The organism is Nocardia gipuzkoensis (assembly GCF_021183645.1).
GTDB lineage: Bacteria > Actinomycetota > Actinomycetes > Mycobacteriales > Mycobacteriaceae > Nocardia > Nocardia abscessus.
The window spans coordinates 7222865-7237554 of the sequence record NZ_CP089225.1 but is presented as its reverse complement, the minus strand read 5'-3'; the positions used below and the strand labels follow the sequence as shown (position 1 = coordinate 7237554).

The window sequence follows — 14690 nt, the reverse complement described above, 5'->3', positions numbered from 1 at the left end:
CTACGTGAAGCTGCTCGTCACCGGCGGTGCCGGATACATCGGTTCTGTCGTCGCCCACCAGCTCGTCGCCGCCGGACACCAGGTGGAGATCATCGACGACCTGTCCACCGGCCACGAAGCCAACCTGCCCGCCGCCGCGACATTCCACCGGATGTCGGTCCACCAGGCCGCTGACGTCCTCACCCCGGCCGCCGGGTTCGACGGGGTGCTCCATTTCGCCGCCAGCATCGAGGTCGCCGAATCCGTGGCCAACCCGGAGAAGTACTGGCACAACAACATCGAGGGCTCCCTGGCCCTGCTGCGCGCGATCCGCGCCGCGGGCGTACCACGGCTGATCTTCTCCTCCACCGGGTCGATGTACACCGGCGACGGCCGCACCGCCTTCGACGAAACCGCCGAAGTCCGGCCCAACAACCCCTACGCCGCGACCAAGGCCACCGTCGACCAGCTCATCGCCGGGGAATGCGGAGCCTCCACCACACTGGGCGCCACGTCACTGCGCTACTTCAACGCCGCCGGAGCCGTCCTCACCGACAACGGCGTGCACCTGGGCGAACGCCACGACCCCGAATCCCACCTGATCCCGATCCTGCTGCAAGCCGCCGCCGGACAACGCCCAGAGTTCACCCTTTACGGCGACGACTACGAAACTCGCGACGGCACCTGTATCCGCGACTACATCCACGTCGCCGACCTCGCGGCCGCGCATCTGCTCGCCCTCGACGCCGTTTCGCCCGGCCGACACGACATCTACAACCTCGGCAACGGCGAGGGCTTCACCAACCGTGAGGTTCTCGACACAGTCCGGACGGTCACCGACGCCGACTTCCCCGTCCGAATCGTGGGTCGCCGACCTGGAGACCCTGCGGTGTGCATCGCTTCCAGTGACAAAGCGAGGCGAGAGTTGGGATGGAAGCCGGAGCACACCGACCTTGCCACCATCGTGGGTGATGCGTGGCGTTTCCACTCCGAGCAGTGCGCGCAGATCCGATGACAGCCCACCGTGCCCTCATAGGGCGAAGGATGGGATAGCAGGCTCGCGCCGCTGCACCCTGACCGCATCACGCCACTGCTGCGGTTCACACTGGTCTGGTGACCGAGATTCCCATGGAAGGAGGGTTCATCAGCCGGGCCGTCCGAGTTGGTGACACCGTTCACCGCCAGCCCGGCCCGCACGCAGAATTCATCCACCAGCTACTTCGTCATCTCGAGGACCGGGGATGGCGTGGCGCACCCCGTTTCCTCGGCATGGACGCACTCGGGCGAGAAATGCTCACCTACCTCGGCGGGCACGTTCCCCACAGCGGTGGACAGCCACCCGTGACCGGGCCCCAGAACCTGGTCGCGGTGGCGAACCTACTGCGCCAGCTCCACGACTTGACCGCGGGAACGCCCTTGGCCCGTGACCAGGAAGTGGTCTGCCACAACGACTTGTCGCCGAAGAACACCGTTTACGACTCCAGTGCCCCGACAGCTCGGCCAGTCGCGTTCATCGACTGGGACCTCGCAGCACCCGGCGCTCGCATCCACGACGTCGCGCACCTGTGTTGGCAGTATCTGAATCTCGGGCCCGGTATCGATGATGTCGCCCAGGCAGCGAGCCAACTACAACTGGTCTGCAACACCTATGGCCTCAACGACCATCACGCCGTCGTCGACACCATTCTTTGGTGGCAGCAGCGCTGCTGGCGCGGTATCGAGTCTCGGGCCGCCGCTGGCGAAGCCGCCATGATCGCACTACGCGGCACTGGAACCGTCGAGGCAATCCGCGCCGCCCATCACTGGGTGCACAGCCACCGCGTCCAGTTGACCTCGGCAGGGGCGCTGGTGCCGATGGCGGGGTGGCCGCGCCGGTAGGGGTCGACGTAGAAGCCGGTGCCGCCGACCAGCGGCACCCGCGTGGGGCCAGGAGACCTGTCGGGACCTCCATCACATGCCAGGAGCCACGGTGGGTTTAGCAAGCAGGGCTTTTACTTGATTGGTTGGCGCTCCTGTCGCCAGGGCGATGTCCCCCAGTGTTGTCGAGGCCAGTGCCAGGGCAGCCACCGCCTCGCGCAAGGCCGTCATGTAGGTGTCCTCGATCGACCGCAGGCTCTCCAGCTCTGGTGTCACTGCGATGACGGTGACCTCTGCGGTCACGCCGACATGCTTGAGCCCGTCCTCGATGCTTTCGCGCACCGCTTTCAGCGTCCGCCCGTACCCGTACACCCCGTGCTCGGGAACGTGGGCCACCCAAATCCGACCGCCAGAGGTGGGGAGAATGCCCCGCGCGTGCGGGAAGCAAGGCAACTGCCGCTACAGGAAAGACACAGGCGGCTCATCCCCGCATGCGCGGGGAACACAATGTCGGGCCCCATATTAACGCATCAGCACCGACAAACTGGAGACGAAGCTAAGTGCCTGTTCTCCTTCACCGCCTCGATCAGACCAGTCCGATTCTCGGTGACAAACGTCAGGGCGACGTGTGGGGTGGTCGCCGCTGCCCTCGCCGAGCGTGCCTCGCGTCGCCGTGCTCGGTAGGAGGCTGCCGCTGCGCCAGGCGACAGTCGCGCCGCACTTTGGCCCGATCGTCCGGGTGCTGAGCGCCACACCAACCGCAGGCCATGGGGAATGTCGCCACGCGCAACGGACGATAGGCCCGCCGCAGCGTGACGGCCGGGCGGTGCGCAGCTGTTCTTCGCACCGGGAGCGCCCGGTGTCGGCGACCATCAGCCGAAGAACGACCGCGGCGGATGGTTTGCGCGCTCGAGGACCACCAGGACCGATACGATCGACACCAACCGCGGCAGCAGCGTATCGAGGGGATGAGTGGATGACCGATCTCGCGTCTGTCTACGACGAAGCAGCCCAAACGGCTCCTGAGTGGGGTGAGTGGGGGGATCTGCGCCGCTGCTTCACCCAGATCGACAGACTGTTCGATGACACACTGCGTGCCATCCCGGTCGCCGAGGACTTCACCATCGGTGAGAGCGTGCCACCCTGCCCGGTCGTCGGACGCTACACACCTGAGATGCTCGAATGGGTGGAATACGGTGCCTTCGCGCTGTTCCCGACCAGGAAGGCGCTGGAAGACAACGCCGAGGTCGCTGACCAACTCGTCTGCTACCTGACCGAATACCTGGTCCGTAACGCCGGCGGGTTGACGGTGAACGTGCCCGCCAACGGCACCCCGGTGTACGAAGGCATCGGGCCGTCGGTCTGCTACGACTACACCTCCGATGTCGACAACCCCGTGGACATGCTGCTGTCGATGATCGAACACGACGCCGGGTTCACCGACGACATCGCCGATCGCATCGACGATTACAGAGACTCGGGAGCATGGCCGCAATAGCGGGCACCGTGTGCGGCGGCGGGGGGACGGTCGAGGATGTCCGAGGAGGACGAGCGACGCCGTCGTAGCGAACGATCCCGCAAAGCGCGCGACCGCGGCCGCCACTTCCATCGAGGGATGGCACAGCAACGCGGCGAAACCCGCCAGAACGGGTGGCGTCACGAAGCGAAGATCGAACTCGGTAAGGGCAAGGGAAACACCCGAATTCATGACACCGCCCGCGTCAACGAGCACGGTGGTCGGGACTTCACCGAGTACAAGAGCGGTGTCGTGGTCCGCGCCACCGCCCACACACTCAATCAACTCCGCCTGGACCGGGAAGTCCTAGCCCGCGACCCGCACGCCACAGGCACGTGGGTGATCCGGGCCAGAGCCGCCGACCCGGCGGTCCGCACGCAGCTCGAGGCGCTGCGACGCGACTTTCCCGAACGCTTCCAGGTGGTGGAGGTCTCCCGCACCGAAGCGGAGAAGGCACGCAAACTCGGACGGGCCCTCGAGCAGCAGGCACGTGGAGTACAACGCGAGCTGCACAACGTGCCGGAGCTGATACGGCAGCAGCAACAACGACAGCAGGACGCGAAAGTGCGAGTGCAACAAGCCGTGCAGCGAGCTGTCGAACGGCAGGAAGCGCAGAAGGCAGCCGAGAACGCCCGCCAGCAACAGCTGGCACGCATCATCGAAGAGCGAGCGCAACTGCTGGCGAAACTGCCGCCCGACGTCGCGCGCATCCTCGCCGTGAGCATGCCGCCACCGGCCGAAGAGCTGGACCGCCCGCCGCCGACACCGGGTACCGGGACAACCCGCGCCGGGCGCGCCGCCCGCGCCCAAGCGCGCGAACACCAGCGGGAAGCGCGCGGACGCTAGCAGGCCGGAGGACCCGGTCGCCGGACACGGCGGCCGGATCCTCGGCGGGGTCGTCACCGCCGCGGTTCGCCCTCGCATTTCAGCAGTTCCGACGTGGACGTGACCCGGGAGTCGAACACCGTCCAGAGCGACCCGTCCGTCAACCGCCGCAGGACGAACCGGTACTTGCCGTAGCACGCCCGTGAGGCCGTCGTCAGGCGAGTCCTGCCCACCACTCGGTAGGGATACCCGTCGATGCGCACTGTCGGGTTCATGGTCTGTTCTCCCCTTTCGCCGTTGTCGATCATCGGCGCCCAGAGTGGCAAGAAGGCCCTGAAGCCACGCTGAAGCGGCCTGAAGGCCGCTTCAGGAAGCAGGGAAGATGCCGCTCGGAAGCGCTGGCGAGGTCACCGGTGGGCCTCCTACCAGCTGTGCTACCCGCCGATCAACGCCGCCGGTGAGATAGTCGACGGCTGGACGACCGAGACGTGGTGGAGCCGAGAACGCATGTACTGGGCCGAGAAAGCCTCTACGGCTGCCCGGTGCGGGCGGCGTCGAGGTCGGCGCGGGCGAAGGTGGTGCCATCAGGCCAGGCGGCCTGCAACAGGTTCTCCAGTCCGGGGCCGCCGCCGTAAAGCTGGTCAGCGGCGGGTGCGGTGATGTCGTCGAGCAGCCGCGCGATGAGCAGCGCGAGGGTGCTGGTGCCGCTGCCCGAATAGCCCCAGCTGATCCCGGGTGCATCCCGCCGCGGAGCCAGGTGCACGGTGCTGTCGGCGAGGCGAACCCAGATCGGTGACCCGACAGTGAGCGCCGCGAGTGGGCTGCTGGCCGGCAGTCGATGCGGCACTGCGGCCAGAAGTTTCCCGGATGCCAGGCGAACGACTGGTGCGTCGGTGGCCGGATCTGTCAGGTAACCGGTGATGGTGTGTTCCTCCTCGGGGCCGAGGTGGTCGTAGAGTACTTCGAAACCCGCGTACGGGCTGGTCGGGCGCAGCCGGGCGGCCCATTCGGCGCCGAGGCCGGTCGTGGGGTCGATGTACTCGGCGGCGGTGTAGGGCAGGAACACGCTGTAGCGGGAGTTGCGGACTTCGCTCACCGCCTGGTGGGCGAGGGTGTCGATACGGGCCGCGACGGCCAGCCACCCGTCGCGCAGCACGACCTCATCGAGGTCATCGGGTTCGGGGACCCGCATGCTGGTGGCAGCCAGATCCACCCACGCCGCCACGTTCGCATCACCGGTGATCATCTCGACCGTGTGCGCGGCGTCCTCGCTGGCGCGGTGCTCGGCGTAGCGGGCCAGCTCGACCAGCACAGCGTGAGCAGTGTCTCCGGCGGGGATGAGGGCCGCCAGCCGCAGCAGCGGCGCCGGGTCCAGGGCGTCGACCGCAGCCGCCACCGGGACCGATTGGTCACCGGGCCGCCAGCGCCGCATCGCCGCAGCATCCCGCAGCCCGTAAGGCCAGTACGGCGCCCGACCACCCAGGACCAGCGCCAGTTCAGGCCACACCGGCTCGTCGGCCTTGATCGTGCGCCCGGACTCGTCGTGCACCGACAGTGACGGGCCACGGAACCCGAAATCGTGATGCACCTTGATCACACGCGGCACCCCGGGGGCGAGTTCCGCCGCGGCGGCGGCCACCCCGCCGGAAGCGAACGCCTCCACCGTCGGCCACACCACCCGCAGCACCACTCCCTGCACTGACCAGTCCTGCACCACCCCGTCTGGAATCGCGCGCGCACTCTGGTAGATCGCCACACCACGCGGCCAGTACCGCAACGGCACGACCGCCGCCGCCTGCGGCTGCTGCGCGGCCAACCACTCCCACACCCGATCCGCCGGCCACCGGGGCACCCCGTCGCTGTCACGTTCGCCGTCAGGGAACCCCGGATCGCGCAGCCACCGCCGATCTGCCCCGAACACCTCGCGCAGCTGGCCCTCGCTCAATTGGTCGATCTCGAACACAGCACCCTCCCTGCTGGATCACCGAACACACGCTCACTCAACGGATCTCGCGTCGCTCCACACTGACACATCGGCGGCGGCCGCGACACCGAAAAGATCACACCGCCGCTCACCGCCAGGCCCCTCAACTCAGCTCAGTCCGCGATGCGCCTAAGGCGGCTGCGTCGATCGTGGTCAGGTCGCGGCAGAACAGATCAGAAGTGCAGTGGCGTACTATCAGGGCGCACTGAAGCGAGGGGGTAGGGTCACCGTGAATCAGCCACAGCCGAGCCCGGAACGGGCCGGTAGCGGAGATGTCGTGCCACCATCACGCGGCGGTGGCCTGCCGCCGGTCGATCCCGGCTCACTCTCGCACGATGTATTGCAGTTCTCGGCTGCTGCGTTCGGCGCGGTCGCGCCCGCGGCGACAGTGTTCGGTAAGGCATTCCTCGAAGCGCTCGGTCAGCGTGCCGCCGACGGCGCGGCAGCGCTTCCGGCCCAGCTGCGCCAACGCTGGTTTCGGAGGGCACGGCGATCACACGGGGATCTGGAGGTGGTCACCGTGCTCGACCTCGAGAACGTGGATGCGGCCGCGATCCTGGTCACCGCCGACCTTCCGGACGAGGCGCGCCTGGCGCTGCTCGACCTCGACCCCACCGAGCCAGCACTGCACCGAAAAGTCTTGGGGTGGGACGCCGACCGGGGACAGTGGGTGACCGTGCAAGCACCTGTCACACAGGTGAATCCGCACCCCGGGGATCCGATCTGATCGAGCCCGGCAGCCACACAGGATACCATGCGGCGTGTGGGGACCCGCTGCCCTGCACGACTGAGATGCGGTGACGGGCATCGGCCCAGACCCGAATCCAGGTCACCAACCGTCTGGATGGCTGTCGGGACGACCCAGCCTCGCGTCTGCCTTCCCGCAGCATTCTCACTGTCCGGCCGGAAGGCCCGCGCCTGGTGCACATGCGGGTGAGGCACTCGCACCACCCCCACAAGTCCATTTCATGAAGCTGCCCGCGAACCCCGGACGTGCGGGCTCCGGTCAGGAACTCGACTCCGACTTCGGCACAGCATCGTTGACGAATCCGGCGAACCAGTCGTCGGGGCGCGTGTAGCCCACGGCTTCCCCGAGATGGTCTCTGGCATACCGCGAGCAGTCACGACCGCGGAATCGGTGGTCAACGCCATCGCCGCCAACGGGGCCCGCTCGGACTCGAAACGACCCACCAGCTCGGCCACCAAGTGCTGCGCCTGCGCCGCCGAGACGCCGATGCCCACCACGAGGATCCGCCCACCCTGCTGGAACCGGTCGGCGAGTACTCGTCCCCACGACCTGACCTTCTCCACATCCAGGTACCCGAGAGCCGCAGTCAGCGCCGCGATGCGATCCACCTCGACGTTCGCTGCAGTTCTGCTGTTGGGCTCCGAACCCACAGTCATCGCTGCTCCCCCACCGATTCAGCGATCGTGCGGCGCACGAGTTCGGCACGCCGCGCGACATAGCGGTTCTGCTTTTGGACCAGCGCGGTGAAGTGCGGCCCGTACATGTGCTGATACCGGTCTGTGGGTCGGCTGCGCAGCGGCACGCCGGAGAGGTCCACCGCGCCCACGCATTCGGGTGAGTCGATGAGGGTTTTGATTCGAGCCCGGTAGCCCTCGTCGAGGGCCGTGGTCGCGATCACCGCATCCCACCGTCGGGTGCCCAGCATTTCTCGGGCGCCGTCGGCCCTCGCCAGCGATATCGGGTGAGTCGGGCCTACGAGCCTCTTGCGCAGCCGACTGGGGCCGCGGGTGACGATCAGCGCCTGCGTGTACCCGGCGGATCCCGCTTGTTCGGCGACTGCTCGGCCGAGCATGCCGCCTCCCACCACCAGCAAAGTTCGGCCCGCCGGTTCCGCGTGCTCTGCCAAGACGGTGAGGGCAGCCGCCGGATAATCGAGCGCCGCGTCGAAGCCGAGTTCGTCGCGCACCCGCCGCGCCAGCGCCACGGAATCCGCGACGACCGGTTTGCACGGATGCCCTTCAGGGAGCGGCTGGCCAGCCGATTCGACCTGGCGCAGCACGAACCCGATCCGAGAACGCAGCCCGGCCGCAATCTCGGCCAGCCTGCGCCGCACGGCGCTCTCACCGGTAATCCAGCCGGCGGTCTCCGGCATCCGCGGATCACGGCCCCCAGCAGGGATGGCTTCGAACGAGACAAGCTCCACCCGTTGGCCCGTACTCAAGACGAATTCTCGGCCGCTGGGCTCGATCCCAGCGGCCAGCCACTCACGGTGAGCGCCGATTCCCTGCGGATCGGTGACCGACGAGTCGAAATACGAGCACCACACGACCGCGATTTGTGACCCGCGGCGGCGTCAGGCGTATGCGCAGACATCGACACCTCGGCCCCCCTTCGCTTCATGTGGGTCGCCGAGAATTCCAGTGTCCGCATATCGCGTACACATAGTCAACACACTGTTTCCTTAAAACTATTGCAGCACTTGATATTTGATACGAGTACGGCACAACGGTGCCGGGTGCCTCAGATCGGACGGGTACCCGGCCGGTCGGCGATCAGTTGGACGACGAAGCAGTTGCACCTGACCGCGGTGCCCGGCCTCGACGACACACCGGCACGGCTCGACATCAGCGAAATCGCGGCGGCCCTGCCCCACGGCCCGGTCGAACCACATCTGCGTGCCGATCGGACCGCGGTCCGAACCCGCGAGCGTCATGCCCAGGTCCACACCCTGATGGCGCAGGGCCACAGCCTGCGCAGCATCGGAGTCGAGTACTGACATGTTCGCGGTCAGTCATATCCGCTCATACTGCTGGTGCTGTTGTGTTCGTGGCGTGCGCTGTGAGGTCGGGATGGATGGCGAGGTGATCGGTCAGAGACCGAAACCACACGGCGATTCAAGGGTTCCGGTCGGCTGCTGGGTTTCGCAGAGGTCTGCGAGTCGTTGCGTGCGAGCTCGATGACGGATTCATTGCATCGAAACGCGGAGACCTTGTCTGCCGATGCCAGCCGCACGATGCGCCACAGTCCGGACAGTCGGGACGTCTGTGGTCGGTGGCGACATCGCCGCGGTGAGCGCCTATTGGGGTGGGGTTGTGCGGGTTGGGATGGTGGCGGGTCCGCGCAGGGTTTCCAGCCGCTTCAGGTACTCGTCTCGGTCGATCTCGCCGCGGGCGAACCGCTCAGCGAGGATTTGTTCCGCGGTGGGAGGTGGTTGTCCTGGTGGCTGGGTGCGGCCGGTTTGGGTGGCGTATTTGACGAGCAGGACGAAGCCGGTGATCAGCACTGCCCAGAACACCACCATCCCGATGCCCATCCAGGCGTATCCCCATCCGCTCATGTCGTGGTCGTACCAGAACATCACCGTTGTCATCTCCTCTGCCGACGTCGAACGTGGAGCACATGGCCCGATTTCTGTCGTGGCTTCAGCGTGCGCTGCGATCTCGTCGGCGCGGTAGGGGCAAACGCCCCGACCAGCGAGTACTAATGGTTAATTCGTGGATTCTGGGTGGCTGGGTCGCGAGCGTGGCGATCGGAGTTGGCGACGACGGTCAAGGCCGCGACCATGATCGTGTAGCCGACGACCTGGGCTGTCGTTGGTCGTTCACCGAGCACGATGACGCCCCGCAGCACACCGACCACAGGGACCAGCAATGTCCACGCTGTCACGGCGGTGACCGATGCGCGGCGCAGTTCGGTGAACCACAGCACGTAGGGCAGCGCGGTGGCGAACCAGCCCAGCGCGAGCAGCGCCACGACGAAGCGGCCCGACCACTCGATCACCGGCGGCCCCTCGAGGGCACCGGCGAGGATCGCGAGGACATCACCGCCGAGCAGAAACTCCGGTGGCGACCAGCAGCATCCGCCAGGGTCGCACCGGCTGGCTCGTGGCGCGGATCGTCATACCCGGACTCCCGGTGTTCGGCGCGATTCTCCAGACTGTAGGGACTTTGGACGCTCAGGTGGATGCCTTCGGCCTATCTAGCGCGGACCTCGGGCCATTGTCCCGGGTGGAGGGAGCGGGCACTGTTGAGCGCGTAGTCGGTGAGGAGGACTCTCATGGCGGACTCCGCGTATGGCCTGTGGCCGTTGGTGATTCTCAATACCGTGTTGTTCGTGGCGTTCGGGTTGAGTTTCTTCCGCCCGCGCACCACGCGGGATTGGCGGGCGATGGGTGCCTACACCGCGTTCCTGGTGGCGTTGTTCACCGAGATGTACGGCATCCCGCTGACGATCTATCTGCTGGGTTCGTGGCTGGGGTCGCGGTTCCCGCTGTTGCGGGACACGCATGCCGGCGGGCATTTGTGGAACGACCTGATCGGCTGGAGCGGTGATCCGCATCTGAGCCCGTTCCACCTGGCCAGCTACCTCGCCATCGGCGGTGGGTTCTGGCTCATCGCCGCAGCGTGGCGCCCGCTGCACGATGCGGCCCGCGCCCACCGGTTGGCGATCACCGGGCTGTATGCGTGGGTGTGGCATCCACAGTACGACGGGTTCTTGCTGGTGATGATCGGGTTCCTGTTGCAGTGGCCGACCATCCCGACGCTGATCATGTTCCCGATCCTGGTTGTGGTCTACCTGCGGCTGGCGCACAACGAGGAACGCGAGGTCGCCGCCGAGTTCGGTGCACAGTGGGCCGAGTACGCCGCGCGGACACCGGCGTTCGTGCCGCGGCTGCCGCATGCCCGGGGACGAGCGGCGGCGGCGCGATGAACCACAGGAGTACTTCATGACCACACAGCACGCCGCCGCGGCCAGTGCCGCCACCGGATCTACCGCCGAGGCGAGGGCCTGCGCGCCGGTGTTGACGGCTACCGGGATCGAGAAGTCCTTCCGTCGTGGGTGGTCTTTCACGTCGAGGCAGACGGTGCTGCATGGGGTGGGTCTGGCGTTGTGTCCCGGTGAGGTGGTGGGGCTGGTCGGGGAGAACGGGTCGGGCAAATCGACGGTGATGAAGATCCTCGTGGGCGAACTGCAGCCGGACGCCGGCACCGTCACCCGATCTGGGCTGCTCGGATACTGCCCGCAGCAGCCCGTGGTCTACGAGCGGTTGACCTGTGACGAGCACATCGAGCTGTTCGCCCGTGCCTACCGGATGACCCGGGAAGATCAACAGCGCGCGCAGCGAGAACTGTATGCGGCGTTGGGTTTCGAGCGTTACGCCCGGACCAGGGCGGATCGCTTGTCCGGCGGGACGCTGGCCAAACTGAATCTCACCCTCGCCCTGCTGGCCGATCCCGCCGTGCTGCTGCTCGATGAGCCCTACGCCGGATTCGACTGGGACACCTATCTGAAATTCTGGGAGCTGGTCGCCCACCGTCGCGCCGCGGGCCGCTCGGTGCTGATCATCAGTCACTTCGTCGCCGACGAGCACCGCTTCGACCGCATCCTGCACCTGGCCGACGGACATCTGACACCGCGAGTCGTCGGCGCGGCACCCTCGGACGGTCCGCCACCGACCAGCGAGCCGCCGTCATGAGCCGATCCGTCATCCCTTATGTGCGGGCCTTCGTCACCGATTACGCCCGCAACCCGGTGAACCTAGTGGTGCTGGTGCTCGTGCCCGCACTGTTCGTGTTCGTCGCCGCGGGAACGATCTCCGATGCTATGGAATTGCTCGGCGGTATCGAGATGTCCGTGGAGACCGCGACGGTCGGCTGGTCGGCGGGGTTCCTGGCGGGCCTGGCGATGTACTTCCAGATCCGCGCTGCCCGCGCGGCCGACCGGCGCTTGGTGATTGCCGGGCTGGCGCCGGGACGGCTGGTCGCCGCCCGCGCCGCCACCGGGCTGCTGCTGGCCGTGCTGGTGTCTGCGGTGTCGCTGGCGGCGTTGGCAGCGCGCACCGGGCTCGACCACCCGCTGCGCACGATCGCCGGGACGCTGATGTTCGCGGTGATCTATCTGGCCATCGGGGCCGTGATCGGTGTGCTGGCCACCAACCCGGTCAACGGTGCGGTGCTGGTGTTGTTCGTGTGGATCATCGACGTGTTCTTCGGGCCCTCCCGCATGGGCACCGACCAAACCTTCATTCGCTGGCTGCCGACACATTTCGTCACCCTGTGGATGATCGACCTACCGTCCGGGCACGGTGGACGGATCACCGACCTGGGCTACGCCCTACTGTGGTTGATCACCGCGGTCGCTGTCGGATCGGTCGTGCTTGTCCGCGCCGCCCGCGCCGCGCCGCCCGCGCACCGCCCGTCCGGGCAGTTGCTCACCGGGATGCGGCTGGGTCTGGTCGATCTGCGCCGCAACCCGGCGCTGCTGGCGTTGCTGGTGGTCGTGCCGGTGGTGTTCATCCTGCTCGCCAAGGTGACCACCCCAGAACGCACCATTGCGATCTCGGTGCGTCACGGGGATCGGACCGTTGCCGACGCGTTCTGGTTCCCGGAGGTGCACGCGGGCACGATGGCACCGATCGCGGTTGCCGCACTGGCCACCCTGGCCGGGCTGTTCGTGGTGGCCGACTCCGAGGCGGGCGATCGCCGACTGCGACTGGCCGGATACCGCAGCAGCGTCCTGCTCGCGGTCCGTTTCGGTGTCCTCACGGTCGCGGTGGCGGTCATCGGTCTCGCCGCCCTCGCGGTCACAGCGACGGTCTTCACGCCCGCGCAGTGGGCCGGATTCATCATCGCCCTCATACTTGCCGCGCTCACCTACGCCCTGATCGGGATGATTCTCGCGCCGGTGTTCGGCCGCGTCGCCGGCGTCTTCGTCGCCTTCCTGATCCCGTTCCTGGACCTCGGCCTCATCCAGAGCCCGATGCTGCGCCCCGAACCCGCCCCGTGGGCGCGGTTCTGGCCCGGATACGCGAGCACCCGGCTGCTGTTCGACACCGGCCTGACCACCGACTTCGACCTGCCCGGAATGCTGCTGCTCGCCCTGGCCTGGCCTGGCGGACTGGTCGTGATCGCAGCCGTGCTCTTCGGTCGCGGCACACGAGCGCGACCACGCCTGGGTATCTGATCTGGCCGCCCCTGGTTGCAGCCACAATGGTTCGTGGAGGATCGGCTCGGGTCCGAATTCCATCGCCGCTCAAGAAGCCCCGCACCAGCGGGGCGAACAGCTCGAGGGCGCAGGTCGAGGTCGCTTCCGCCGGTCCGCCGACATCCGATCTCCGATTGTGGGTGTGGCCCTGCGACCGATGGCAGCAGGGCCGGGACCTATGTCTCTAGTGGCAGAGCCCGGCGGGGACGACGGTGGACATCGACGACCCCGACATCGAGGAAGTGACGAGAAGTGAGCGCGCCGGCTCGGGCTGGTGTATCTGTTCGAACGCGGCACCATCCACCCCTTCGCACCCACCGGTACCCAGCGGCGCGACAGTGCCTTCGAACTACAGGTTCGCACAGCGCTTTCCGGTGAACTGCCCATCGAATCCGATATCGAGCGCCGGTTTCCGATATGGAACGCACCAGTCCCGTGAATCCCCGGCATAAACCGCCGAACGGCCCCGCCCGAGGAGCGCCGGTGAAGATCGCGATATACGAAGTCGAGCAGTGGGAACATACTGCGTGCCTGCGGCTGCTACCGGAACACGAGCTGATCTGCTCACCCGAGCCGCTGGACACACCCCCCGTGCCCGCGGCGGCCGACGCCGACGTGCTCAGCACGTTCATCCGCTCACGGCTCGACGCCGACATGCTGGAACGGTTCCCGAAGCTGCAACTGGTGGCGACCCGCTCCACCGGCTACGACCACATCGACCTCGAGTACTGCGCCGCGCACGGCATCACTGTCAGCAATGTTCCCGACTACGGCGACTCCACGGTCGCCGAACACGTCTTCGCCCTGATCCTCGCGCTGGCCCGGCACCTCGTCGATGCGGCCGAACGCACCCGCCGCGGCCGATTCTCCCAGTCCGGGCTGCGCGGATTCGAACTGCGCGACAAAACCCTGGGCGTGATCGGCACAGGCCGCATCGGCCGCCGCGTCATCGAGATCGCGCACGGGTTCGGCATGACCATCGTCGCGACCGACCTGCACCCCGACCATACGGTCGCCGAGCGCCTCGGGTTCCGATACGCTCCGCTGCACGAAACACTCGCTGCCGCGGATATCCTCACCCTGCACACCCCGGCCACCCCGCAGACGGTCCATCTCATCTCCGACCGGGAGTTCGGCCTGATGAAGGCTGGTGCCGTCCTCATCAACACCGCGCGGGGGCGCATCGTCGACGTGGCCGCGCTGATCCGGGCGCTTTCGAGCGGAAAACTGAAAGCGGCCGGACTGGACGTGCTGCCCGAAGAATCGGTCGTCGGAGAAGAAGCCGAGATCTTCCGCGGTCGCACTCTCGGCCCACTCGAACTGAGAACGCTCGTCGCCGAGCATGTCTTGTTCGGCTTCCCCAACGTCTTGATCACACCGCACAACGCCTACAACACCGACGAGGCAGTGCACCGGATCATCGACACGACGCTGCAGAACATCGAAGCATTCGCTCAGGGGACGCCGCGCAATACCGTACAAACGTGAGCCAGCGATGGATCGCTCTGGACGATCTGCCGTTCCGATCGTGTCCGAACGAGGCAGCGATGGCGACCGCCGCCAGTGCGAATGCGACG

At 67.1% G+C, this 14690-nt stretch carries 18 protein-coding genes; 11 read left to right on the top strand and 7 right to left on the bottom strand.

Annotation, left to right across the window (positions count from 1 at the left end; translation table 11 throughout):
* Positions 1-4 precede the first annotated feature (4 nt).
* Both galE and LTT66_RS33085 read left to right on the top strand, forming a co-directional pair.
* Positions 5-994 carry a UDP-glucose 4-epimerase GalE gene (galE, locus tag LTT66_RS33090; RefSeq protein WP_233062439.1) on the top strand — a complete coding sequence of 330 codons (990 nt, stop codon included), beginning with the start codon at positions 5-7 and terminating at the stop codon, positions 992-994.
* A gap of 98 nt (positions 995-1092) precedes the next feature.
* Positions 1093-1857 (top strand): phosphotransferase, encoded by a 765-nt coding sequence (locus LTT66_RS33085; RefSeq protein WP_233062438.1) that lies wholly within the window; start codon positions 1093-1095, stop codon positions 1855-1857.
* Between the two features lie 72 nt (positions 1858-1929).
* On the opposite strand, the gene LTT66_RS33080 is transcribed toward LTT66_RS33085, so the two are convergent.
* Positions 1930-2178, bottom strand: a complete 249-nt coding sequence (locus tag LTT66_RS33080) for a hypothetical protein (RefSeq protein WP_233062437.1) — start codon at positions 2176-2178, stop codon at positions 1930-1932.
* Positions 2179-2812: 634 nt separating this feature from the next.
* On the opposite strand from LTT66_RS33080, the gene LTT66_RS33075 reads away from it, so the two are divergent.
* Both LTT66_RS33075 and LTT66_RS33070 read left to right on the top strand, forming a co-directional pair.
* Complete coding sequence (locus LTT66_RS33075; protein ID WP_233062436.1) at positions 2813-3334, top strand: hypothetical protein; 522 nt, start codon at positions 2813-2815, stop codon at positions 3332-3334.
* 117 nt (positions 3335-3451) lie between these two features.
* Entirely contained in the window at positions 3452-4198 is a 747-nt protein-coding gene (locus LTT66_RS33070) for a hypothetical protein (protein ID WP_233062435.1), read from the top strand.
* 53 nt (positions 4199-4251) lie between these two features.
* Here LTT66_RS33070 and LTT66_RS33065 read toward each other — a convergent pair whose 3' ends face one another.
* Together LTT66_RS33065 and LTT66_RS33060 are read right to left on the bottom strand one after the other, a co-directional pair.
* Entirely contained in the window at positions 4252-4452 is a 201-nt protein-coding gene (locus LTT66_RS33065; protein ID WP_233062434.1) for a hypothetical protein, read from the bottom strand.
* A gap of 254 nt (positions 4453-4706) precedes the next feature.
* On the bottom strand, positions 4707-6140 hold the full coding sequence (locus tag LTT66_RS33060) for a hypothetical protein (RefSeq protein WP_233062433.1): 1434 nt from the start codon (positions 6138-6140) through the stop codon (positions 4707-4709).
* Positions 6141-6438: 298 nt separating this feature from the next.
* Here LTT66_RS33060 and LTT66_RS33055 point away from each other — a divergent pair, with 298 nt between their 5' ends.
* Positions 6439-6888 (top strand): hypothetical protein, encoded by a 450-nt coding sequence (locus LTT66_RS33055; RefSeq protein ID WP_233062432.1) that lies wholly within the window; start codon positions 6439-6441, stop codon positions 6886-6888.
* A gap of 239 nt (positions 6889-7127) precedes the next feature.
* On the opposite strand, the gene LTT66_RS37565 is transcribed toward LTT66_RS33055, so the two are convergent.
* Positions 7128-7565, bottom strand: a complete 438-nt coding sequence (locus tag LTT66_RS37565; protein ID WP_408638702.1) for an SIS domain-containing protein — start codon at positions 7563-7565, stop codon at positions 7128-7130.
* Positions 7562-8281 (bottom strand): hypothetical protein, encoded by a 720-nt coding sequence (locus LTT66_RS33050; RefSeq protein ID WP_233062431.1) that lies wholly within the window; start codon positions 8279-8281, stop codon positions 7562-7564. The genes LTT66_RS37565 and LTT66_RS33050 overlap by 4 nt, the downstream gene beginning before the upstream one ends.
* A 363-nt stretch (positions 8282-8644) precedes the next feature.
* Between LTT66_RS33050 and LTT66_RS33045 the strand changes: the two genes are divergently transcribed.
* Positions 8645-8905, top strand: a complete 261-nt coding sequence (locus tag LTT66_RS33045) for a PH domain-containing protein (RefSeq protein WP_233062430.1) — start codon at positions 8645-8647, stop codon at positions 8903-8905.
* Between the two features lie 300 nt (positions 8906-9205).
* On the opposite strand, the gene LTT66_RS33040 is transcribed toward LTT66_RS33045, so the two are convergent.
* Together LTT66_RS33040 and LTT66_RS33035 are read right to left on the bottom strand one after the other, a co-directional pair.
* Positions 9206-9490: an SHOCT domain-containing protein gene (locus tag LTT66_RS33040; RefSeq protein ID WP_233069480.1), complete on the bottom strand. Its 285-nt coding sequence runs from the start codon at positions 9488-9490 to the stop codon at positions 9206-9208.
* Between the two features lie 119 nt (positions 9491-9609).
* Entirely contained in the window at positions 9610-9909 is a 300-nt protein-coding gene (locus tag LTT66_RS33035; protein ID WP_233062429.1) for a DMT family transporter, read from the bottom strand.
* 276 nt (positions 9910-10185) lie between these two features.
* Here LTT66_RS33035 and LTT66_RS33030 point away from each other — a divergent pair, with 276 nt between their 5' ends.
* The 5 genes from LTT66_RS33030 (at position 10186) to LTT66_RS33015 (ending at position 14601) form a co-directional block, all read left to right on the top strand.
* Positions 10186-10839 carry a methyltransferase family protein gene (locus LTT66_RS33030; protein ID WP_233062428.1) on the top strand — a complete coding sequence of 218 codons (654 nt, stop codon included), beginning with the start codon at positions 10186-10188 and terminating at the stop codon, positions 10837-10839.
* Positions 10840-10855: 16 nt separating this feature from the next.
* Positions 10856-11605 (top strand): ATP-binding cassette domain-containing protein, encoded by a 750-nt coding sequence (locus tag LTT66_RS33025; RefSeq protein ID WP_233062427.1) that lies wholly within the window; start codon positions 10856-10858, stop codon positions 11603-11605.
* Entirely contained in the window at positions 11602-13092 is a 1491-nt protein-coding gene (locus tag LTT66_RS33020; protein ID WP_233062426.1) for an ABC transporter permease, read from the top strand. The genes LTT66_RS33025 and LTT66_RS33020 overlap by 4 nt, the downstream gene beginning before the upstream one ends.
* A gap of 295 nt (positions 13093-13387) precedes the next feature.
* Positions 13388-13552 (top strand): PspA-associated protein PspAB, encoded by a 165-nt coding sequence (gene pspAB / locus LTT66_RS37560; RefSeq protein ID WP_408638701.1) that lies wholly within the window; start codon positions 13388-13390, stop codon positions 13550-13552.
* Between the two features lie 44 nt (positions 13553-13596).
* Positions 13597-14601 carry a hydroxyacid dehydrogenase gene (locus tag LTT66_RS33015; RefSeq protein ID WP_233062425.1) on the top strand — a complete coding sequence of 335 codons (1005 nt, stop codon included), beginning with the start codon at positions 13597-13599 and terminating at the stop codon, positions 14599-14601.
* Positions 14602-14690 lie beyond the last annotated feature (89 nt).

Bases quoted from the DNA above. Each gene is read 5' to 3' on its own strand.
- LTT66_RS33075 (WP_233062436.1), top strand. From the start codon at position 2,813: ATGACCGATCTCGCGTCTGTCTACGACGAAGCAGCCCAAACGGCTCCT.
- LTT66_RS33070 (WP_233062435.1), top strand. From the start codon at position 3,452: ATGGCACAGCAACGCGGCGAAACCCGCCAGAACGGGTGGCGTCACGAA.
- LTT66_RS33065 (WP_233062434.1), bottom strand. From the start codon at position 4,452: ATGAACCCGACAGTGCGCATCGACGGGTATCCCTACCGAGTGGTGGGC.
- LTT66_RS37565 (WP_408638702.1), bottom strand. From the start codon at position 7,565: ATGACTGTGGGTTCGGAGCCCAACAGCAGAACTGCAGCGAACGTCGAG.
- LTT66_RS33050 (WP_233062431.1), bottom strand. From the start codon at position 8,281: ATGCCGGAGACCGCCGGCTGGATTACCGGTGAGAGCGCCGTGCGGCGC.
- LTT66_RS33030 (WP_233062428.1), top strand. From the start codon at position 10,186: ATGGCGGACTCCGCGTATGGCCTGTGGCCGTTGGTGATTCTCAATACC.
- LTT66_RS33025 (WP_233062427.1), top strand. From the start codon at position 10,856: ATGACCACACAGCACGCCGCCGCGGCCAGTGCCGCCACCGGATCTACC.
- LTT66_RS33020 (WP_233062426.1), top strand. From the start codon at position 11,602: ATGAGCCGATCCGTCATCCCTTATGTGCGGGCCTTCGTCACCGATTAC.